General features: G+C 55.4%; 21 protein-coding genes. 17 read left to right on the plus strand and 4 right to left on the minus strand.

All coding sequences use genetic code 11. The features are described 5' to 3' along the window. Positions 1-247: 247 nt before the first annotated feature. The 6 genes from AC50YL_RS19720 to AC50YL_RS19745 all read left to right on the plus strand — a co-directional run bounded on the left by AC50YL_RS19720 (position 248) and on the right by AC50YL_RS19745 (position 6,725). Positions 248-709 (plus strand): DUF8821 family protein, encoded by a 462-nt coding sequence (locus AC50YL_RS19720; protein WP_494834111.1) that lies wholly within the window; start codon positions 248-250, stop codon positions 707-709. 415 nt (positions 710-1,124) lie between these two features. Continuing rightward, the gene (locus AC50YL_RS19725) at positions 1,125-2,054 is read left to right on the plus strand and encodes a GH25 family lysozyme (protein WP_494834112.1); all 930 of its coding nucleotides are present in this window, start codon (positions 1,125-1,127) and stop codon (positions 2,052-2,054) included. A 48-nt stretch (positions 2,055-2,102) separates the two neighbouring features. Beyond that, positions 2,103-3,446: an esterase/lipase family protein gene (locus AC50YL_RS19730; protein WP_494834113.1), complete on the plus strand. Its 1,344-nt coding sequence runs from the start codon at positions 2,103-2,105 to the stop codon at positions 3,444-3,446. Between the two features lie 315 nt (positions 3,447-3,761). Further along, positions 3,762-4,508 carry a class I SAM-dependent methyltransferase gene (locus tag AC50YL_RS19735; RefSeq protein WP_494834114.1) on the plus strand — a complete coding sequence of 249 codons (747 nt, stop codon included), beginning with the start codon at positions 3,762-3,764 and terminating at the stop codon, positions 4,506-4,508. A 224-nt stretch (positions 4,509-4,732) separates the two neighbouring features. Further along, the gene (coaW, locus tag AC50YL_RS19740) at positions 4,733-5,542 is read left to right on the plus strand and encodes a type II pantothenate kinase (protein ID WP_494834115.1); all 810 of its coding nucleotides are present in this window, start codon (positions 4,733-4,735) and stop codon (positions 5,540-5,542) included. Between the two features lie 184 nt (positions 5,543-5,726). Continuing rightward, complete coding sequence (locus AC50YL_RS19745; protein ID WP_494834116.1) at positions 5,727-6,725, plus strand: ribose-phosphate diphosphokinase; 999 nt, start codon at positions 5,727-5,729, stop codon at positions 6,723-6,725. A gap of 148 nt (positions 6,726-6,873) precedes the next feature. Here the strand turns inward: AC50YL_RS19745 and AC50YL_RS19750 are convergent, their stop codons facing one another. The 3 genes from AC50YL_RS19750 to AC50YL_RS19760 all read right to left on the minus strand — a co-directional run bounded on the left by AC50YL_RS19750 (position 6,874) and on the right by AC50YL_RS19760 (position 8,395). After that, positions 6,874-7,341, minus strand: coding sequence for a DinB family protein (locus AC50YL_RS19750; protein WP_494834117.1), 468 nt, complete (start codon positions 7,339-7,341; stop codon positions 6,874-6,876). A gap of 18 nt (positions 7,342-7,359) precedes the next feature. Next, positions 7,360-7,653: a putative quinol monooxygenase gene (locus tag AC50YL_RS19755; RefSeq protein ID WP_494834119.1), complete on the minus strand. Its 294-nt coding sequence runs from the start codon at positions 7,651-7,653 to the stop codon at positions 7,360-7,362. 82 nt (positions 7,654-7,735) lie between these two features. Then, the gene (locus tag AC50YL_RS19760) at positions 7,736-8,395 is read right to left on the minus strand and encodes a type 1 glutamine amidotransferase domain-containing protein (protein WP_494834120.1); all 660 of its coding nucleotides are present in this window, start codon (positions 8,393-8,395) and stop codon (positions 7,736-7,738) included. Positions 8,396-8,577: 182 nt separating this feature from the next. Here AC50YL_RS19760 and AC50YL_RS19765 point away from each other — a divergent pair, with 182 nt between their 5' ends. The 7 genes from AC50YL_RS19765 (at position 8,578) to AC50YL_RS19795 (ending at position 16,487) form a co-directional block, all read left to right on the plus strand. Then, complete coding sequence (locus AC50YL_RS19765; RefSeq protein WP_494834121.1) at positions 8,578-9,438, plus strand: LysR family transcriptional regulator; 861 nt, start codon at positions 8,578-8,580, stop codon at positions 9,436-9,438. 389 nt (positions 9,439-9,827) lie between these two features. Then, complete coding sequence (locus AC50YL_RS19770; protein WP_494834122.1) at positions 9,828-10,664, plus strand: GNAT family N-acetyltransferase; 837 nt, start codon at positions 9,828-9,830, stop codon at positions 10,662-10,664. 137 nt (positions 10,665-10,801) lie between these two features. Next, complete coding sequence (locus AC50YL_RS19775; protein ID WP_494834123.1) at positions 10,802-11,839, plus strand: NADH:flavin oxidoreductase/NADH oxidase; 1,038 nt, start codon at positions 10,802-10,804, stop codon at positions 11,837-11,839. Between the two features lie 469 nt (positions 11,840-12,308). Then, positions 12,309-13,190, plus strand: coding sequence for a LysR family transcriptional regulator (locus tag AC50YL_RS19780; RefSeq protein WP_494834124.1), 882 nt, complete (start codon positions 12,309-12,311; stop codon positions 13,188-13,190). 559 nt (positions 13,191-13,749) lie between these two features. After that, positions 13,750-15,177 carry an aldehyde dehydrogenase gene (locus AC50YL_RS19785; protein ID WP_494834125.1) on the plus strand — a complete coding sequence of 476 codons (1,428 nt, stop codon included), beginning with the start codon at positions 13,750-13,752 and terminating at the stop codon, positions 15,175-15,177. A 144-nt stretch (positions 15,178-15,321) separates the two neighbouring features. Then, the gene (locus tag AC50YL_RS19790; protein ID WP_494834126.1) at positions 15,322-15,885 is read left to right on the plus strand and encodes a TetR/AcrR family transcriptional regulator; all 564 of its coding nucleotides are present in this window, start codon (positions 15,322-15,324) and stop codon (positions 15,883-15,885) included. Positions 15,886-16,049: 164 nt separating this feature from the next. Further along, complete coding sequence (locus tag AC50YL_RS19795; RefSeq protein WP_494834127.1) at positions 16,050-16,487, plus strand: MarR family winged helix-turn-helix transcriptional regulator; 438 nt, start codon at positions 16,050-16,052, stop codon at positions 16,485-16,487. Positions 16,488-16,702: 215 nt separating this feature from the next. Here AC50YL_RS19795 and AC50YL_RS19800 read toward each other — a convergent pair whose 3' ends face one another. Further along, a complete protein-coding gene (locus AC50YL_RS19800; protein WP_494834129.1) occupies positions 16,703-17,179 on the minus strand; it encodes a glutathione peroxidase in 477 nt (158 codons plus the stop codon). Between the two features lie 345 nt (positions 17,180-17,524). On the opposite strand from AC50YL_RS19800, the gene AC50YL_RS19805 reads away from it, so the two are divergent. The 4 genes from AC50YL_RS19805 to AC50YL_RS19820 are packed head-to-tail and all read left to right on the plus strand — an operon-like array spanning position 17,525 to position 19,988. Continuing rightward, positions 17,525-17,926: a hypothetical protein gene (locus AC50YL_RS19805; protein WP_494834130.1), complete on the plus strand. Its 402-nt coding sequence runs from the start codon at positions 17,525-17,527 to the stop codon at positions 17,924-17,926. Next, on the plus strand, positions 17,923-18,114 hold the full coding sequence (locus AC50YL_RS19810) for a hypothetical protein (RefSeq protein WP_494834132.1): 192 nt from the start codon (positions 17,923-17,925) through the stop codon (positions 18,112-18,114). The genes AC50YL_RS19805 and AC50YL_RS19810 overlap by 4 nt, the downstream gene beginning before the upstream one ends. A 31-nt stretch (positions 18,115-18,145) precedes the next feature. Beyond that, positions 18,146-18,874, plus strand: a complete 729-nt coding sequence (locus AC50YL_RS19815) for a glycosyltransferase family 2 protein (protein ID WP_494834133.1) — start codon at positions 18,146-18,148, stop codon at positions 18,872-18,874. Next, positions 18,864-19,988, plus strand: a complete 1,125-nt coding sequence (locus AC50YL_RS19820; protein WP_494834134.1) for a glycosyltransferase — start codon at positions 18,864-18,866, stop codon at positions 19,986-19,988. The genes AC50YL_RS19815 and AC50YL_RS19820 overlap by 11 nt, the downstream gene beginning before the upstream one ends. Positions 19,989-20,013: the final 25 nt, after the last annotated feature.

Raw genomic sequence — 20,013 nt, forward strand, 5'->3', positions numbered from 1 at the left:
GAAAAAGCAAGGCTGAAGTCGGGAAAGACAACCTCACTCCATAAAATATGAAAAAGAATGAAAAACGATCCGGTAGATTGACTATTCTTGTGGACAAACCGTACGAGACAGCTAAGTTCAAACGATAGGAGTGGGTGAATCCGGACATGCGTTTGTGTTGACAGGACTCCATAAAGTGTCCTATAATCGAGACACCAAATGGTGTCTGTTCTGAACGAACAAATGCGTGATAAGAGGAGAGATGGAAATGTCCTATATCGTCGATTTTAAAAACGTGTCCACGGTCGGTCTGGAGTCTTCGCCCGCAGCGGAAGCGCTTGCCGGTTTGCGCGCGAACGAAGCCCGCTACTTCATGAACAAATACGAGCATGAATTTACGGTCGTGCCCGCCAGCGAAAGCGGGGAGACCTTGGATTACGTGAACCGGGTCTTGAAAGAACGCGATATCGCGTTCGCCGCCAAGCCGCTGGAGACGTCGCGCTTTCAAGTCGAAAATATCAAATTCGCTTACGTCTTTTACGAGGACGGCCTCAGCATCAACGTCATGTATACGGTGGATGATCCCAAGAAGCGGGCCGTCGGCTTCAAGCTCTCCGAGGGGATGGAGGTACCGGATGAGCTGGAGGGGAAGTTCAAGTTCGCTCGGCAGAAGTCCAAGCTCGCCGGCACGATCCGGGGCTCCTTCTTCGTCGTCAAAGGCGAGTATTAAAATTAGCTAAGGTCGATCGAATCGAATATGATCCCGCTAAAGCCGCGTGCATCGCGGCTTTTTTGCGTGTCCGGACAGGCATTGGGGAAGACGACTCTCATGCTCCAAGGCTTGGGGACGCCGATTTCGAAGGATCTATAAGTCTTAGGATGCATACGCAGCCGCATCCATTCGGGGACGAAGGTCGGTCACCGTGGCGGTGTATAAAAATCTTAATGTAAACATTGTTTTTCATAAATTTATTTATAATAAATGGTATAATTATAAAAATTTACATAGGTAAATAGCCATATTGCTAAATATTTATACATTATTCATAATTATTTCTTGATAAGAAAATTATTTTTCAAGAGATAAAGTTCTGTCAGCTGCGCTAAGATCAGCGTTTAGCAATTCGAAGCAAAGGAGCAAGCCAATGCAAGCCAGAACGGCAACGAATCTAAAGGTCATCGACGTATCGCATCATCAGAACGACCGCGGAAAGATCGATTGGACAAAGGCGAAGGCGGACGGCGTCGCCGGCGTATTCATCAAGGCAACGGAGGGCGGATCGGGCCATGACCCGCGATTTTTCGCGAATGTCCAAGGCGCTTCGGCGGCAGGATTACGGATCGGTTTCTATCATTACGCCCATCCGGAGCTGAACGACGCTGCCAAAGAGGCGGCCAACTTCGTGGATTCGGCAGCGGGATACAAGGCCGACTTCCCGCACGTGCTGGATGTCGAGGGAGAAGCGGGGAACGTTCCCGACGAGAAGTTGACGGCATGGTGCGTCGAATGGCTGGAAACGGTCGAGAAGCTTACGGGCCATCCGGCGATGCTCTATACAGGCGCGAGCTTTGCGAAAACGAATCTGCGGAAACCGCTCGGCAAATGGCCGCTGTGGATTGCGCACTACAATACCGACCGGCCGATGGCCAACGGCACCTGGTCGGAATGGGCGGTGTTTCAGTATACGAGCGAGGGAGCGGTTGCCGGCATCAGCGGGAACGTCGACGTCAACGCGATGGAGCAAGCGTTCTTCGACAAATGCGCCGGCATGCCGGCCGAGACCGATCAGACGGTCGAAGACGCCGTGAAGATCGTCGTCAACGATAAGCTTGCCGCTCACGGGCGGTTGATCGACGGCCATGGGTATCTGCCGCTGCGTCAACTGGCCGAGGCGCTCGGCGTGTCCGTGGAATGGAACGCGGCGGAGGCCAAGCCGTATGTGGCGGGGAAAGCGGTCACGGCGTTCAAGGTGATCGACGGCAGCACCTATATCGGCGTCCGGGCGGCTGCCGAATTGCTTGGCGGCCAAGCGTCGTTCGACGGTCAAACGGAAAAAATCTATTACTATCGTTAACGAAACCAAGTCCGTCAAAGAAACGAATTCGAATTCATGGAGGTGCCCATGACACAGCGGCCGATTGTCTTGATTCATGGCTACTCCGATAAGGGAGAATCCTTTCGCGCATGGGTCGATAAGTTAACCGAGCGGGGCTGCGACCGTCGGAACATCCATGTCTGTTCCTATGAGACGCTGACCAACGAGGTGACCGTCCCGGACATTGCCGAAGGGTTCGACCGTGCCCTCCGGGAACGAATCGGCCTGAAGGACGACGAGCCGTTCGACGCGATCGTGCATTCCACCGGGATGCTGGTCCTCCGTTCCTGGCTTGCCGTCTATTCGAAGCGGCGGGACCGGTTGAAGCATCTGATCGGCCTGGCGCCGGCAACGTTCGGGTCGCCGCTGGCGCACAAGGGCCGGAGCTGGTTCGGCGGCGTTTTCAAGGGGCGAAAAGAGCTCGGACCCGATTTTCTCGAAGCGGGCGACCGCGTGTTGGACGCGCTGGAGTTGGGAAGCCGGTTTACGTGGGACCTTGCCGAGAAGGATCTGTTCGGCGCGCTGCCGTATTACGGCTCTCACGGCGATACGCCGTATGTGTATATTTTCTGCGGGACCGAGGGATATGGCGGCATCCGGAAGCTGATCACCGATCCCGGCACGGACGGGACGGTGAGAATGGCGGGCTGCGGATTGAACGTCCGGAAGATCAAAGTCGATCTGACGAACAATAAGGTCGATAACCGCATCTCGTTTTCGAATTGGAGCAATATCGACGTTCCGATGTTTCCGATTCGGGGCGCGGACCACGGTTCGATCATTGGGCAGCCATCCGAAGCGTTGGTCGATATGGTCCGCGCCGCATTGGGGGTGGAAGACGCGCAAGCGCACCGGAATTGGTTGAAAGACGCCGAGGGGCGCACGCGCGACGTCATCTCGGAACTTACCAAATGGCAGCAGTTTCTGATCCGGGCCACGGACGAACGGGGGGATCCGATCCGGGACTATTACATCCAGCTGGAAGGCAAGCGAAACGACGGCGTACACGAGGAGCTCGAGTGCTTCGATGTCGACGTGCACACGTATAGCGGGGACTCCAGCCTGCGGAACTTCCACGTCAACCTGGACGAGCTGGATCCCGGGTCCCTGGAGAGCCTGTCGTTGACCGTCATCGCGTCCTCCGGGTCGTCGCTCGTCACGTATCACGGATTCACCAACGCGGCGACGGCGGATGCGGATGTATACGGCGACAAAGGAACGTGGCATGCCAAGCTGGACCTTACCGGCCTCCTTGGCGAAAGCGAAGTCAAATTCTTTTACCCGTTCACGACGACGCTGATCGAGCTGCGGCTCAACCGGGAACCGCTCCCGTTGACGGGAATCAACTACGTCTGCCGGTTTATCGAATAGCAATGCCGCGCCGTGCTTGCAATAGGCAAAATGCAATAGGCAAAAAGCCCGCAGCGAACTGATCAACGCCGCGGGCGCAACCGCGGGCGGGACGATGACCGTCGTCGTAAGCTAACGGACACGGGGTTCGTCTCTGGATCTGCCGCGTTCTGTGTCGTTTTGAATGGATGAAGCGATATCGCTTTTGCAGTGGAAGACGGGGATATTCAATGCTGATTATGGTAATATGGGGTTGCATTTTGAAATGAGTAGTGAAGACATCGATTATTGGCTATCTGGCTTTTAAGAAACGGTTTGGCTGGAGGAGGTATCGTTATGGCCGATAAAATCTTTGAAGAACCGCGGCTTGCAGACGTTTATGATTGGTTTGATTCGTCGGAACGTCCGGATCTGGACCCCTATATCGCAATGACGGAGGAGTTCGGCGCGCAAGCCGTCATCGACCTCGGGTGCGGTACGGGCAATCTTGCCTGCCGGCTCGCGGCTCGCCGCAAGGACGTCGTCGGGATCGATCCCGCGCTTGCCTCGCTCGACGTCGCGAGAAGGAAACCGTACGCCGAGCGGGTTAGATGGCTGCATGGAACGACGGCCATGCTTGCCGGCTTGCAAGCGGATCTCATCGCGATGACCGGCAACGTCGCGCAAGTCTTCGTTACCGACGAAGAGTGGCTGTCGACGCTGCATGCATGCAGCGAGGCTCTCCAGCCAGGGGGACGGCTTGTATTCGAGGTCCGGGATCCTTCGATGGAAGCATGGAAGAATTGGAATCGCGAGCAAACCTATCAGATGATCGACGTTCCCGATATCGGAAGGATAGAGTCGTGGACGGAACTCCTTGACGTGCGGCTGCCGCTGGTGACGTTTCGGCATACATTCGTTTTTCACGGCGACGGGGCGGTGCTGACTTCGGATTCCACGCTAAGGTTCCGCAGCCCGTCCGAGATCATGGATTCTTTGTTCGCCGCGAACTTCGCTGTCGAAGCCATTCGCGATGCTCCGGATCGCCCGGGTCTGGAATTCGTTTTTATCGCCCGCCGAGCGGCGGGAGAAGACTTGGAATAAATAATTTAATGAGGTTAACAATTAACACCGCGAAACGTTGGACTTTCGCGGTGTTATTGGCGTATTGCCGCAATGACCAGCGGCATAGCCTTGCAAGCGCATAAGCGAGTTTGACGCCGTTCACGCAGGGCATATACTATGAACAAGGATGACGGCTCGAAAGATCTGATAGGGAAACACGGCTCGGAAAATAGTGAAGCGAACAGAAAGCGTGGCGATCGGTGATGAAAAAGATCGGAATCGATGCGGGAGGCACCTTGATCAAGATCGCCTGCATGGGACCGGAAGGAGGGCCCGAGCTCCGCAAAGCGCCGGTGCAAGAGCTGGACGCGATCTCGGCATGGGTCGGCGGACTCCGGGACGCGCGCGTATGCGTGACGGGCGGCAAAAGCGCGCAGCTGAAGGCAATGACGGACAAGCCGGTGACGGACATCGCGGAATTCGCGGCGACGATGAAAGGCGCGGATTATTTGCTCGGCGAGGTTGTCGATACGCATGCTTACGTACTGACGAACGTCGGGACCGGCACCTCGATCCACCGCGTGCATCCAGGCGGGCACGCGCGAATCGGGGGTACCGGCGTCGGCGGCGGAACGTTGATGGGACTGTCCCGGTTGTTGACGGGATTGACGGACTTCGAGGAAATCGTCGCGTTGGCGCAGGCCGGGACGCGCAGCGGCGTCGACTTGAAGGTGAGCGATATTTACGCCGGCGCGGAGCCTCCGATTCCGGGAGACTTGACGGCGAGCAATTTCGCGAAGCTGTTCCTGCGCGAAAACGTGGACGATATCGCGAAAGCGGATCTGCTCGCTTCGGTAGTCGGCCTCGTCGGGGAAACGGTCGCGACGACCAGCGTCCTGGCAGCCGGTCAAGGCGGGATGTCGTCCATTGTTTACATCGGATCGTCGTTCTTCCGCAACGAGCCGTTGAAGGACGTCGTGCGGGCGTACACCGTTTTGCGCGGAGGCACGCCGCTGTTTCCCGACAACGGGGAGTATTGCGGGGCGATCGGAGCCGCGCTGAGCGTGATGTAAGAGGTCGTGTCGGCGCCGGCTCGCCGTTCCATCGTGATTCCGTATCAGATGAACATTTGTGTTAAAATGAGTTCGAAAGGGATTGAAGTACCGACCTTCGCGCGTCGAGGGTGATCGAGCTGCTTGAAGCGGAATCGACGACGCTTGCATTCGCGTCGAAGCTATTCATAAGGACGGTGCATCGATGAAAAATGCCGGGATTAAAGTCTTTGCGGGGAGTTCCGGGAAACCCTTCGCCAAGAAAGTTTGCGACTATCTGGACATTGAATTGGGGCAATCCGAGGCGATGACCTTCTCGGAAGGGAACACCTTCGTGCGGATCAACGAGACCGTCCGCGGCAAGGATATTTACCTTGTCCAATCGATCGGCTTGAACCCCAACAACGAATTCGTCGAAATTCTCTTTTGGGTCGATGCCTTCAAGCGGGCGAGCGCCAACTCCGTGACCGTGATCATGCCTTACTTCAGCTATGCCAAGGGCGACAAAAAGGACGAGCCCCGCGTGTCCATCCGAGCGCGAGTGTGCGCCGAAGCCATCGAGCTGGCCGGAGCCGATCGCGTCGTGACGATGGATTTGCACAGCCATCAAATTCAAGGTTTTTTCAAGAAGCCCGTGGATCATCTCTTTGCCTTGCCCGTCCTGTCGGAGGCTATCCTGCAGATGAATCTATCCGATCCCGTAGTCGTCTCGCCGGATGCCGGGTTTGCCAAGCAAGCGAGAAAATACGCGGATTACCTGGGCACGTCGATTGCCATCGGGGATAAAACCAGAAAGCACCACAACGAACGAGCGGAAATCTTGGAGATCATCGGAGACGTACAGGGGAAAACCGCGGTCATCATCGACGACTTCTCGCTCACGGGCGGCTCGATCGTGGAATTATCGAAATGCTTGATCGAGCGGGGGGCAACACGCATTATCGCCTGTTTGTCGCATCTGTTGATCAATGAAGCGGCCGTGAAAAAAATCGAAGCGAGCGCGATCGAAATGGTGATCGGAACGGACTCCGTGGAGAATCCCCATCTGATTCATTCGCCGAAAATCAAACTCGTCTCCGTGGCGCCGTTATTTGGCGAGGCCATCAGTCAAATTCATAAGCAGGAGTCGGTAAGCCCGTTATTCGAACGGGTGCCGAACAAAGTAATCGCAAGCTCGACGGCATCGTTATTCTCGGAAGAATAATTCGCGGCACACCGGCACAACGCCGATGGCAAGCGTATGTCCAACGACTTGAATATCATATAAAAAAGAGCCGGCCCGATTGATCGGGCCGGCTCTTTGCGTTTGTGCGCCATGCAGCGCATCCGAGTATAGACGTTATACGCCTTGATTATACCGTTAAATCGGTATAGAACGGGGGAACCGCGCCAAGCATGCGGGCATAGACGAACAGTTGGCCTTTGTGATGCGCCTCGTGTCCGATCAAGCGATGCAGAATTTCCTCGATCGGTTCCGTGACGCGAAAGGATGGAATGGTCGCTTCCCTGCGCAGATCGGCTTCCGTATAAGAGGCCAGCTTCCGTTCATGTTCCTCGGTCAGCCGATTCAGCAGCTCGCGAGCTTCGGTCAGCGTCGACGGAACCGGCGGGACGATCATATCGCGTTCTTCGATGGCGGAAAAAAAGAAGTCCGGCGTCATGGCCAAGTGGTGCACCAGCTCGACGGTCGTCATCGCGCCGTCCCAAGGGCGCCACGATCCGCCTGATTCGGGCAATACCGCGACCAGTTCGAGCAAAGCATTGCGGTGCATTTTCCAGCGTTTCATCACGTGTTGTACGCTTGCGAGTTCGGTTGTCATTGTTTTGGCCTCCTGTGGTTATCTCGAGAGTGTGTTCAGACGGAATACTTCCCGGCTGTCGATCCATTTTTCGATGGCTTTGCGGTACGTCAGGTAATGGGGCGAAGCGAGATGCTGCTCAAGGGCGGCCTCGTTCTTCCACGTTTCGTATAATACGAACTGCTCCGGATAGGCATGGCTTTCATGCACCGCATAATCCAAAGAGCCATCTTCGGCGCGCGAAGCCGCCGCGACTTGGAGCAATTCGTCCCGGAGCTGCTTCGCGTTCCCTGCGCGGCCCTTCAGGACGGCAACGATCGTGATAATTTCCACGGCAATATTCCTTCCATCTAGCGTGATTTCAGCCGAAATTCGAAATGAATAGGCCGAACATTCAAGGGAAATCTAAGGGCAGTTACGATAATTGGCGAATGACTTCCCGGGCGGCGCTTTCCGTGGATTGCGGATTTTGGCCCGTAATGAGATTCCCGTCGACTTGGACGTTATTCGTCCAGTTCGGTGCCGTTACGAGACGGGCGCCCAATTCGCGAAGCCGCGTTTCCAGCAGGAATGGCATAAATCTGTCTAATGTCGTTTCCAGCTCTTCCTCGTCCGTGAACGCGGCGATCGTTTTGCCGGTTACCAACGAACGACCGTCGGACAATTTCACGCCGACGAAGGCAGCCGGACCGTGGCATACGGCAGCGACCGTTTTGCCGACTTCGTACAGCGTGCGGATCATCGATTGCAGCAGGGCGTTGTCAGGCATGTCGAACATAGTTCCATGCCCGCCCGGGAGGAAGATGGCCGCATAGGCATGAATGTCGTTTACGGCATCCAGCGGAATCGTGTCCGTCAGATAATCGGCGGTATCCAGCATTTCTTGAGACGCGCCTTCCAAGCTTCTATGATCGATCGGCGCTTGCCCGCCTAAGGGGCTTGCGACCGTAACTTCATAACCTTGATTGCGGAAAGCGATGTACGCCTCTCCGAATTCCGACAACCATAAGCCGGTTCGTTCATCGGCATTCATTTTGTCGGCCGTCGTTACGACCATTAAAATACGCGTTGTCACTGTAAGTCCCTCCAAACGGAAAATTTACGTGAACAGCCCGATAGCGCCAAAATCGTTCGTTGCGTCCCGCAACGCAGCATTTTGACGCGTACTTGCTGTAGGCATACTGTAACACGCGGCAAACGCGGATTGTACTTCCGCTAAGTTTGGTGGGGAATAACCAAAAGTAATGGGGGATGAAAATGAGGATAGATTGGTTGGAGGCCTTTCGGCAAACGGCGGAAACGAAGAGCTTGACGAAAGCGAGCGAAGCCTTGCATATCAGTCAGCCTGCATTAAGCAAGCAGATCCGCAACCTGGAGGTCGAACTGGGCGCCCAGTTATTGATGCGTTCGTCCATCGGCGTGACGCTGACGCCGGCCGGTCAAATCTTGCTTGATAAAAGCAAGAACATCCTGAACGAAGTGAACGCGATGCGACGGGAAATCGCGTTTAACCAGGACGAGGGAAAAGCCGACCTGACGATCGGCTCTTGGCCCAGCATCGCGACGATCTTTCTCCCCGGCCGAATGGCGGTCAATCAGCAGGCAATGGCCAAACTAGAGATTAAGGTGCGCGTCTTTAATTGTTTTTTCGACCTGCTGACCAATATGGAAGACGGCACGATCGATGCCGCCTTGTTCGACGATAGCGGCGTGAAGCATGCCTTTTATTCGACCCCCGTATTTACGGAGATGTTCTATCTGTTCGTTAACGTCGACCATCCCGTATTCGGGAATAAATCGGAGGTGTCGTTCGACGAGATCAAGAACGAGACCTTCGTGATGCTGCCCGAAGGCTGCGACATACGCAAGCTGGTTCAAGAGGAGTTTGCCGCCAGAGGCGAAGAGCTGAATATCGCCTTGGAAATCGAGCTGGGACAGAGCATCCTTGGGTTCATCCATGCCAATTTGGGCATATCGATCCTGCCCGAAATCTTTATCATCCAGAAGAAGGACACGACCAAAGCCATTCCCATATCGGATTTCGGCGCGAGCCGTCAGATCTCGATCATCACGCGCGATGAAACCGTCAGCAAACAGCTGCTGCACTTAATTGATTAACCGGCCAAAATCCCCGCTTGTCCGAATGTCGGCCTCCATCATCCCGGAAAAAGACCGATCGTAACGTCCTCCCGGAATCCGAGCGCGCGGTATCGCGCTGTCCCATCTCGCTCGGATACGGATGATACTAGACTTCACGATGTAATTGTAGACCGTATCCGCCCGATGATAACAAATTACGAAAATGCGGCCCCTTCATAATAATTTCATAGCCGAACCGTTCGCAGCCCCAGCTGGAACGCCGACGTGAAGCGAAGATCATGATAAGCGATAAATAAATTTATGGGTAATCTTGTATTTCGTGATTTGTTGTCTGCTCGACGGGAACTTAGACTTAGCATGTGCGGAGCTTGCATCCGGCAAATCGAAATGGAACGGAGAGAGACGCAATGAATGCTGCCTTAGAGAATCATGTCCGTCTTGCGATCGAAAAGGTAGAGCGCGAGGCTTGGTTCGATATGTACGCCGCCGCACCGGACAACTATATTCAAAGTTCGAAGCTTTCTTCTGCGCGCTTGGGAACGAGCATCGCCCTTGCCGATCACGGCACGCCGATCGCGGAATTCAATCGCGTTCTCGGAATCGGGGTCGACGAGCCCGCCAGCGAGGCGGGATTGGATCAAGCGATTGCATGGCTGAACGAACATGCTTCTCCTTCAAATGCGCTGCAGGTGGCGCCGACCGCGTCCCCCGAGACGATAGGGGCGTGGATCGAAGCAAGAGGCCTGAAGCGCGCCGGCAACGGTTGGGCCAAGCATTACCGCGATGCATCGCCTGCGGAGGAGCATCCCAAGGCAACCACGCTCGAGGTAAGGCGACTTGAGCCGCATCATGCGACGGACTTCGGTTATGTCGCGCAAGCCGGATTCGGATTGCCGGTGCCGATCATCGGATGGCTTTCCGCGCTGGTCGGACGGCCGAAATGGCATGTGTACGTGGCCTACGAGGGTCATATCCCCGTAGCATGCGGAGCAATGTTCGCCGATCATAACTGGGCTTGGCTCGGAGTAGACGCGACACTATCCGATTATCGCGGCAGGGGCGCTCAAAATGCGTTAATCAAACAACGGCTGGCCGATGGCATCGCTGCAGGCGTGACCGGGTTCACCGCGGAAACCGGACAACCGCCCGAAGGACAAGAGGAACAGAACAAGTCTTATTGCAACTACATCCGCGCCGGCTTCATGCGAGCCTACGTGCGTCCTAACTACGTGACCAACGCGTAAAGGAAAAGCGGACGGATTCGCTTGCGATTAAAGCAGCATCGTCTATTCATGACGATAATCCGGGTTATCTAATGAGTGATAAGCGTTGCCGAGGCAAACAATAGTCTTCGTATACTTGTTTTGAAGGAGGAGAGCGCTTGAAGCATTTATTCCATCCGTTTCAAATTAAAAACCTTGCTTTGAAAAACCGCGTCGTCATGCCGCCGATGTGTCAATACGCAGTCATAAATAAAGACGGCATCGCGACGGACTGGCATTACGTTCACTATGTCAGCCGCGCTGTCGGCGGAGCGGGGCTCATCATGATCGAGATGTCCGATATCGAGCCGGACGGCCGCATCACGGACAACGATCTCGGACTGTGGTGCGACGATCAGATCTCGCCGCTGAAGCGCATCGTCGATGCCTGCCATCGTTACGGCGCGAAAGTAGGCGTCCAAATCGCCCATGCGGGACGCAAAGCCCAGGATGCCGACGTTCCGGTCGCGCCGTCCGCGATCCCGTTCGACAAGAACTCCAAAACGCCAAGAGAGCTGACGACGGACGAAGCGAAGGCAATGGTGGACAAATTCCGCGTGGCTGCCGAACGCGCCGTCAAAGCAGGAGTGGATACGGTCGAGATCCATGCCGCGCACGGTTACCTGATCCATCAGTTTCAATCGGCTTACACGAATAAACGCACGGATGCGTACGGCAAGGATTTGACTTTGTTCGGCGTCGAAGTCGTGCGCGCCGTCAAGCGCGCGCTGCCGGACGGCATGCCATTGCTCATGCGCGTCTCGGCCCGGGAATACGTAGAAGGCGGGTATGGCATCGAAGAGAGCGTTGCCTTCTCGAAAGCCTATCGCGAGGCCGGCGTGGACATGTTCCACGTAAGCTCCGGCGGCGAAGGACCTATCCTTGCGCACGGCAGGCCGGGTACGCATGTCGCGTATCAAGTGCCGATGGCAAGGGCGATCAAGCAGGAGCTGGACGTTCCGGTTATCGCGGTCGGGCGTTTGGACGAGCCATCGCTCGCCAACGCCGTGATCGGCAACGAAGACGCCGATCTCGTCGCCGTGGGGAGAGGGATGCTTCGCAATCCGTACTGGACGTTGGAAGCGGCAACGAAGCTCGGCAAAGAAACGGAGATTCCGGGCGTGTACGGCATTGGCTTCAAAGATCTGAATCGATGATCGCGCCTCGGAACCTCGGCATGAACTGAATGCACCGGGATTTGCATGCGGCGGGCAGCACGGCCTGGCGCATGCACGGCAGCAGAACCTTGGAGGATACGCCTTCAAGGTTCTTTGTTATGCCGTTTCCGCAGTTGAATCGCATCGCATTATTCGAATGGCACAGCCTCCCCCATAACGGTTGGTTATTCCCCCCCTAACATAACGGTACTTCAATCCGCCGGTTCGCAATGGTACTGTATGGCTACGGACCGGTTCCCGATCAACGGTCGCCTCGGACCGAACTTGCAATAAATTATTTTATACGCGGTTCGTTATTTCATAATTTGTTGTATTTGTGTGAAAACCTTACAATAATTTCATACCCGTTGATGGATCGTAAAGCGCGTTTGTCTGACTATTTCTGAAAATGAATAGCGTCTCTTTCATGAAGAAGCAATGATGCATTATTAAAGAAGAAGGAGCAGCCATGGTCGATTTTGAATGGTACAGAAGCTTTATCGCCATTTATAAACACAATTCCGTATCGGAGGCCGCCAAGACCCGGATCATGACCCAGCCGGCAATGAGCCAGCATCTCGCATCCCTCGAAGCCGAAGTCGGCGAACAATTGTTCACGCGAACCTCGCGAAAGCTCGTCCCCACAGAACGCGGGAAGCAGCTGTATTCCCATCTTGCGCCGCATATCGAGTCCTTGGAAGAAAAGACGATGGGATTGAAGCTGCATCTGTCTCCAACCATGAAGACGATCCGAATCGGCACGACGCAGGAGCTGTTTACGGAGAAAGTCATGGCTCATCTATCCTGCATGGAATGGAATACCATCACGTATTTCGGTGATGCGGATCACTTGCTGGAGCTTCTCAAGGCGGATCGCGTGGATATCATCTTAACGACCAGGAAGTATATGACGCCCGGCATCGAATACGTGCGGTTAATGGAAGAAAACTTCGTCATCGTGGCGCCGGCCGATACGGTCGTGCCGGAATTCAAGCTGCTGAAGGATATGGAGAGCTGGCTTTCGGAGCAGCGATGGATCAGCTACGGTCTCGAACTTCCCATCATTCGAAGATATTGGAGAGAGTTTTTCAAGAAAGGGCCGCTCATTAATCCGGTTCATGTCATTCCAAGCTTGAACTTGATTTTAAAAGCGGTCGCGGAAGGCGCGGGGGTGAGTCTGCTGCCGACTTATATGCTGGAGTGCCGCCAGTCGGCTGCGTCGGGTTGGAAGCGGATATTCGAACATATGACGGTGCGCAACGATTTATTGATCGGCTTCAAATCCAAGCATAAACATGCGCTGGTGATCAATGAGTTCATAAAATGCGTATGCGAGCATAACGAAGGCTGAGCGGAGATGAACCGTTCTTCGCGAGACCGATGGGACTTATGGGTCCGGAGGAGCTGAGCTCGCCAAATTAGGATCAACATAGCACGGGCTAACGAGCATAGGGGCGGCTGTCTTATACGACAGTCGCCCCTATGCTTTTCGTGCGCGAGCTGCGATCAAGCAGCCGGCCAATCACAACGTACGCTTCTCGAGCGCCGTTGCGGTAGCGGCGGATCCACCGGCCGAAGCGAAACCTTCGGCCATCCTGCGCGCCAACCGCGCATCCCATTACTGCTTGGCTTCCGACAATGTCGAGGAAGCGTTGCGAATCCTCCTCGACCATTACGAAGACGTAGGCGACGATAGTGGGATTAATTTCTTGGAACATTCATTCCGAAAGTTATTGACTGGACGGCAGGGAGAAGCTACAATGGCTATGGAACAAACATTCCAATTGAATCGAGGTGATTAGCCAAACTCACTAGGAATGATGGAATAATCACTGCGAACACCACTTAATTACTGTCATTAAATATTAGAATATGTATTCCAATTTCATAAAACAAGAGGAGACTAAAACATGAAAATTTACGACAAACTATTTATCGGCGGTCAATGGAAAGCTCCTGTTCACGGAGAACGACTTGAGATTCGTTCCCCTCATGACCAATCCGTCGTCGGGCGCGCGGCACAAGCTTCCCCGGCAGACATCGATCTGGCCGTCGCAGCCGCCCGAAATGCCTTCGATAACGGTCCTTGGCCGAAAATGAAGCCAAGCGAGCGACAAACCGTCATTGCGCGATTCAACGAGCTGCATGCAGCCCGCGCCGATGAGATCGCCGCCCTGATTACGTCCGAGAACGGCACGCCTTATTGGTTTACGAACGGGGTGCAGCATTCATTGGCCGAACAGACGAACGCTTACCTTCGCGCCGCGGAAACGTACGGTTGGGAGGAAAACTTGAACGGCGGCAAAGGTCCGATTATTCGCCGAGAAGCCGTCGGCGTCGTCGCCGCGATCATTCCCTGGAACGCGCCGCATCAATCGGCGCTCGCGAAAATGATTCCCGCGCTGCTGGCCGGCTCGGCGGTCATCCTCAAAGCATCGCCCGAAACGTCGATCGACGCGCTGCTGCTCGGGGAGATCTTCGCCGAGGCCGGAGTGCCGGATGGCGTCGTCAGCATCGTTCCGGCCGGCCGCGAAACCAGCGAATATTTGGTCTCTCATCCCGGCGTCGACAAAATCGCGTTTACCGGCTCGACCGGTGCCGGTCGCCGGATCGCGTCGATCGCGGGCGAACAGCTCAAGCGCGTGAGCTTGGAACTGGGCGGCAAATCCGCGACGATCATATTGGACGACGCGGACTTGGCAGCCGCGATTCAAGGTTTGAAGTATACTTCATTCGTCAACAACGGGGAAAGCTGCATCGCGCATACCCGCGTCCTCGTCTCCAAGAAACGTTATGAAGAGGCCGTTGAGCTGCTGAAGGTCATGACGGAAAGTCTTGCGGTGGGGGATCCTGCGGATTCCGCGACGTTCATCGGACCGATGGTCAGAGCCGATCAGCAGAAACGCGTTCAATCCTACATCGAACTGGGCATTCAAGAAGGCGCGCGCCTGGTTACCGGCGGAGCTGACGTTCCTGCGGGTTTGGAGGGCGGTTATTACGTCAAGCCTACGGTGTTCGCGGACGTGAACAACGGCATGCGCATTGCCCGGGAAGAAATTTTCGGGCCGGTCCTGGTCGTCATTCCTTACGAGGATGAAGCCGACGCCGTGCGCATCGCGAACGATTCGCCGCTCGGCCTGTCGGGCGGAGTATGGTCCGGCACGCTCGAGCATGGTCTCGACATCGCCCGCCAAATCCGGACGGGCTACTTCATCGTCAACGGCGCACCGGCATCCTACGAAGCACCGTTCGGAGGCTTCAAAGCGAGCGGCATCGGCCGCGAGTTCGGCGTCGTCGGGCTGGGCGCGTACGTCGAGCATAAAGCGATCAACATTTAATCCCGTTAATAATCATCGTGAACCGGACCCCGCGAGATGGACGAAGGCAGCCGCGGCGTCACTTGCGGGTCTTCCATGCTTGCTTCGCCGAACTTGACATGGGCTGCTTTATGATACTAAAGTTAAGCTCAAGAGGTGGGGCGGATGAGCAAGAAAAAAGACATTATGGATGCGACGCTTGCATTGATTCACGAGGAAGGGCTGCAATCGGTTACGTTCTCCAAGTTGTTCAAACGGGCCAACGTAGGGTCCGGCACGATATACAATTATTTCGCGAATAAGGAAGAGCTCGTGAATGCCGTCTATAAAGATGCCCGCATGCTCATGGGGGAATACCTGCTGCGGGATTTTGATCCGCAAGCCGGCTTATACGAGCGATTCAAGCGTCTTCAGCTCAATCGGCTGAAATTCGGCATCGATTTTCCCAAGGAATTTCTGTTCATCGACAGCTATTCCTTTTCGCCGTATATCTCGTCGGAGCTGCGGAACATGGACGATGCGCACAATTCGGGAGAAGTGATCTTATCCCTGATCGTCGAGGGCCAGAAGCAGGGGATTATCAAGGAAATGGATTCGCATCTCTGCCATCAGTTGATTCACGGCATCATTTCTTCGATCCTGAAGGGGCTCTACATTGAGAAATACCCCATGAACGAGACGCAGGTTCAACAGGTGTTGGAAGCATCTTGGAAAGCGATACTCGTGTAAAAAGCAGCCTTCGGGCTGTTTTTTATTATCCGCCTCGTAGCCGGCGACATGCATGCCGAAAGATCAATAAAATTGATGACAAAATTAACTTGTGCAAAATTTAATGAAAAATTATATAATAGAACGACGATATCCGAATACGAGCGAAGGAGGTATCCCGTCCAATGGAAATGGAACTCGATGACATGCTTTGCTTCTCCATATACGCAGCCTCCCGTGAACTCACGCGGCTGTATCGACCGATCCTGGATCAATTCGGCCTGACCTATCCGCAATATTTGGTCATGGTCGTGCTATGGAAGCACGGGAATACGACGGTCACGGCCCTAGGGGACAAGCTGCTGCTCGATACCGGCACGTTGACGCCATTGTTGAAAAGGCTGCAGGAAGCAAAGCTGATCGACCGCAAACGCTCGATCGAGGACGAACGGAAAGTCGAGATCGGCTTGACGGAGAAGGGCGCGGCGCTGGAAGCGCAGCTGAAGGACGTATCGCGGAACCTGTTCGTCGAGCTCTGCAAGACGGAAGAGAATTACGTGCAGACGCTGGCGGCCGTTCAGAAGCTGCTGAAGGATGCCCAGGTGTTAACGGGACGCGAATGAAGGCGCAGATGAAGGCGGAATGGGCAATTAAACGGAAAGAGAGGCGATCCGACGCCTCTCTTTTTTATTTCGGCATGAGGTCGAGAAAGACGAAGCTGCGGGAAGCGAGAATTCAAGTGGATATGCGTCGGAACGTAACGCGACCGCAACGCCAAAAGGGAGCCATCGGCAGAAGGGATCTGCGCGATTGCTCCTTTGTTTGGCGAGCGGCCGGTTTACAGCAGGCCGGCTACGTCTTTTTCCAGCTCCGACGGCTTCTCGGTGGAACCGAACCGTTTCAGCACCTTGCCGCTGCGGTCGACGAGGAACTTGGTGAAGTTCCATTTGATCGATTTGGAGCCGAGCACGCCCGGAGCGGATTTTTTCAGATGTTGGAACAAGGGGTGGGCATTGTCGCCGTTCACTTCGGTTTTCTCGAAGAGCGGGAAGGAGACGCCGAAATTGATTTCGCAGAAGCTGTGAATGTCTTCGTTGGAGCGTTTCTCGCCGCTGCCGAACTGGTTCGTAGGGAAGCCCAGAATTTCGAAGCCTTCGTCCTTGTGCTTGGCATACAACTCTTGAAGCTCCTTGTATTGCGACGTGAACATGCAATTGCTGGCCGTGTTGACGATCAGCAATACTTTGCCTTCGTATTCGCGGAGCGATTTGGCTTCGCCTTTGACCGTTCTGACTTCAAAATCGTAAATGGACATGATACCTCATCCTCTCGTTTTATATTGCCTAAAATTAAGTTGTGTACTTTGTATCTCTCAGGTTTGAGTATACCTCCAAAATAAGCATTGGTCAATTATATTTTAAACAATATAATATTAGAAAATTATATATGGCGCTATCTGCCGTTTAACCTTTGAACGGCGGCAATGATCCGCGATTTATCTGTCACGGGCACCTGGAACGGTGTCCTTTTTGTCTTGCAGCAGCAAACGAACATTTCGGTTCGGCTGGTGGAATGACCTGATCGTTCTTCCTGCCGTCTGTATACGTTAGTAAGGATGGAGACGAGAAGTTTCCGTCTGGAAGAGGAGGATGGAAGAGCGATGAAGATTATCGTAAACGAGAGAGAGCTGAAAGAATATTTCGACGGGCTTGCTCGTCTGCTGCCGCCGCCGAACGGAGCGCGGCCGCCGGCATCGGACTCGCTTGACGCATCGGCGCTGATCGCAGAGCTGCGTCAGTCGATACGAGAGGAATTGGCATCGATCGGACTGGCGGCGCAGCGCGATGCCGGTGCGTACGCCTTGCATAAACTGGGGCAAATCTTCGAGCCGCACGCAGGCAAACCGGCCGAGCTGTTAACCCCGGCCGGGATCGTGGAAGGGACGATCGCGAAGGTTGGCGCCGATTATTTGGCCGTGCGCGAGCATGGGGGGACAAGCGTCTTGGTGCCGCTGGAACAGCTGGTCGCCTTTCAACTAACGGGAAAGCAGGTGGAGCGATGATCGAAGAGCTGCAATCGCTCGTCAATAAAGAAGTTCAGATCGCGAGCGCCCTGGAAACGATTCAAGGCACGCTCGTGTCGGTAGACGGGGCATCGGTGACGCTCCGCACGTCGGAGATTTTCGGTTATGAGAGCGGCAGCTATGCGATCATTCAGCTGCGCTTCATTTCTTATATTCGCTTGCTGTAACGATGATGGAAGATAAGGGAGGAGAGGCAACATGTCGTATCAACGCGTGCCGGGACTGGTCAGCGTGGTCATTACGGTCTATAACAAGCTTCCTTATCTGAAGGAATGCTTGACGAGCCTGCTCGATCAAACCTACGCGAGCTGGGAGCTCATTCTCGTCGACGATGCATCCACGGACGGGTCCTACGAACATGTCGTGAATTGGCTTAACGTCAACGAACCGCTGCTTCGGGAGGGCAATGGCATCAATTTGCTGCGGCTGCCGCGCAATACGGGCTATGCCGGCGCCATTACGGCGGGGATGTATCTGGCCAAAGGCGAGTATATCGCCATCCAGGATGCCGATGACCTGTCGCATCCGGAGCGGCTGGCAAGGCAGGTTCGTCATCTGAACCACAATCCGCAGATCGAGCTGCTCGGCACGAACTACGAAGTGTTCGAGGACGGGCAGCCGGAACGAAGGATGCCGGTGTATTGGCTCAAATACGGCGAGCAGATCGGGAAGGTATACGCCGACGGCGGGCACTGCATCTGTCACGGAACCGTGATGTTCCGCGGATCGGTGTTCGATCGCATCGGCGGACATACGCGTCGCATCGAAGGCGCGGAGGATTACGAATTCATCGCGAAAGTGATCCACTCGGGCGCGAGGAACGTGGACAATCTGCGGGAGGTGCTGTATTACTACCGCAAGCATCAGAAGCAGCGTTCGCGCAACTATTTCGGCAAATCGAAGAAGGAGCACGGCCATGACGCGTAACCGGATCCGGCTGCTGATGGTGATGGACAGCTTGGCCGTCGGCGGCACGGAAACGTATGTGCTGAGCCTGGTGAAAGCTTTCCCGTCGCTCGGCGTCATGCCGGTCTACGCGGGCGGAACCGGCGCGATGTATGATGCCTTTGCCCGCGCGGGCTGTCCGATCCACCGCGTGGAGCTGTCGGCGGAGCAGCTGCTGCAGCCGGCGCGCCAGGAGCAGGCGGAGCGCGCGCTTGCGCAGATCATGCGCAGCCGCAAAATCGATCTGGTGCACGTCCACCAAACGCCGTCCGGCCTGCATGCGGCGAAAGCGGCAAGGAAACTGGGCATTCCCGTCGTGTTTACGGTGCATGGCGCCTACTATCCGCCGGATCAGCTGCAGCTGATGCAGGCTGCCGGTTGCGCCTTCATCAGCGTGAGCCTTCCGGTACAGGCTTATTTGGACTGTCAGGGCATTCCGTCGCGGGTGATCGCGAACGGCATCGATTTTGAGCAATACCGCGCCGACTCGTCCGCGGCGCTGCGGGCCGGCCTTCGCATCCCGGGCGGGGAGAAGGTGGTGGTCTATGCGTCGCGTCTCGCTTGGGACAAGGCAACGGTATGCGCGATGCTCGTGCGGGCCGCGCGGACGATTCGGTTAGACGGCACGATTCCGCTCCATGTGGTGATCGCGGGTTCGGGCAGCCAAGCTGCCGCCATAGCCGAGCTGGCCGAGACGGCGAACCGCGAATGCGGCGCGCCCTTCGTCCATCTGGTAGGCAGTCAGATGCAAATGCGCGATTACTACAATTTGGGCGATCTCGTCGTCGGGACCGGACGGGTAGCGCTGGAGGCGATGGCATGCGGCAAGCCCGTGCTGGCCATCGGCAATCACGGTTATTTCGGCCTCGTAGACCAGGCCGCGCATGACGAGGCGTGGCGGTATTATTTCGGCGACCATGACTCCAAGGAGCGTCCCTCCGAACAGTTGATCGGCGAGGCGATCCGCGAAGCGCTCGCTTCCGACGACCGATTGGAGGAGACGGGCCGGCAAGCGCAGGCATGGGCGCGGGCGAATTTTCATATCCGCGACAAAGCGCTTCAGATGAAGCAGTTGTACAATGACTGCTTCCGATGACTTGACAGGAATGGAGTGAACGCGA

It is taken from the genome of Paenibacillus sp. J22P277 (genome assembly GCF_059383675.1).

What these genes read in the sequence shown, in the direction of transcription:
- AC50YL_RS19815 (WP_494834133.1), top strand. Translation starts at nt 18,146, where the DNA reads ATGTCGTATCAACGCGTGCCGGGACTGGTCAGCGTGGTCATTACGGTC.
- AC50YL_RS19765 (WP_494834121.1), top strand. Translation starts at nt 8,578, where the DNA reads ATGAGGATAGATTGGTTGGAGGCCTTTCGGCAAACGGCGGAAACGAAG.
- AC50YL_RS19795 (WP_494834127.1), top strand. Translation starts at nt 16,050, where the DNA reads ATGGAAATGGAACTCGATGACATGCTTTGCTTCTCCATATACGCAGCC.
- AC50YL_RS19790 (WP_494834126.1), top strand. Translation starts at nt 15,322, where the DNA reads ATGAGCAAGAAAAAAGACATTATGGATGCGACGCTTGCATTGATTCAC.
- AC50YL_RS19730 (WP_494834113.1), top strand. Translation starts at nt 2,103, where the DNA reads ATGACACAGCGGCCGATTGTCTTGATTCATGGCTACTCCGATAAGGGA.
- AC50YL_RS19720 (WP_494834111.1), top strand. Translation starts at nt 248, where the DNA reads ATGTCCTATATCGTCGATTTTAAAAACGTGTCCACGGTCGGTCTGGAG.
- AC50YL_RS19810 (WP_494834132.1), top strand. Translation starts at nt 17,923, where the DNA reads ATGATCGAAGAGCTGCAATCGCTCGTCAATAAAGAAGTTCAGATCGCG.
- AC50YL_RS19785 (WP_494834125.1), top strand. Translation starts at nt 13,750, where the DNA reads ATGAAAATTTACGACAAACTATTTATCGGCGGTCAATGGAAAGCTCCT.
- AC50YL_RS19770 (WP_494834122.1), top strand. Translation starts at nt 9,828, where the DNA reads ATGAATGCTGCCTTAGAGAATCATGTCCGTCTTGCGATCGAAAAGGTA.
- AC50YL_RS19735 (WP_494834114.1), top strand. Translation starts at nt 3,762, where the DNA reads ATGGCCGATAAAATCTTTGAAGAACCGCGGCTTGCAGACGTTTATGAT.
- AC50YL_RS19750 (WP_494834117.1), bottom strand. Translation starts at nt 7,341, where the DNA reads ATGACAACCGAACTCGCAAGCGTACAACACGTGATGAAACGCTGGAAA.
- AC50YL_RS19800 (WP_494834129.1), bottom strand. Translation starts at nt 17,179, where the DNA reads ATGTCCATTTACGATTTTGAAGTCAGAACGGTCAAAGGCGAAGCCAAA.
- AC50YL_RS19820 (WP_494834134.1), top strand. Translation starts at nt 18,864, where the DNA reads ATGACGCGTAACCGGATCCGGCTGCTGATGGTGATGGACAGCTTGGCC.
- AC50YL_RS19745 (WP_494834116.1), top strand. Translation starts at nt 5,727, where the DNA reads ATGAAAAATGCCGGGATTAAAGTCTTTGCGGGGAGTTCCGGGAAACCC.
- AC50YL_RS19805 (WP_494834130.1), top strand. Translation starts at nt 17,525, where the DNA reads ATGAAGATTATCGTAAACGAGAGAGAGCTGAAAGAATATTTCGACGGG.
- AC50YL_RS19780 (WP_494834124.1), top strand. Translation starts at nt 12,309, where the DNA reads ATGGTCGATTTTGAATGGTACAGAAGCTTTATCGCCATTTATAAACAC.
- AC50YL_RS19725 (WP_494834112.1), top strand. Translation starts at nt 1,125, where the DNA reads ATGCAAGCCAGAACGGCAACGAATCTAAAGGTCATCGACGTATCGCAT.
- coaW (WP_494834115.1), top strand. Translation starts at nt 4,733, where the DNA reads ATGAAAAAGATCGGAATCGATGCGGGAGGCACCTTGATCAAGATCGCC.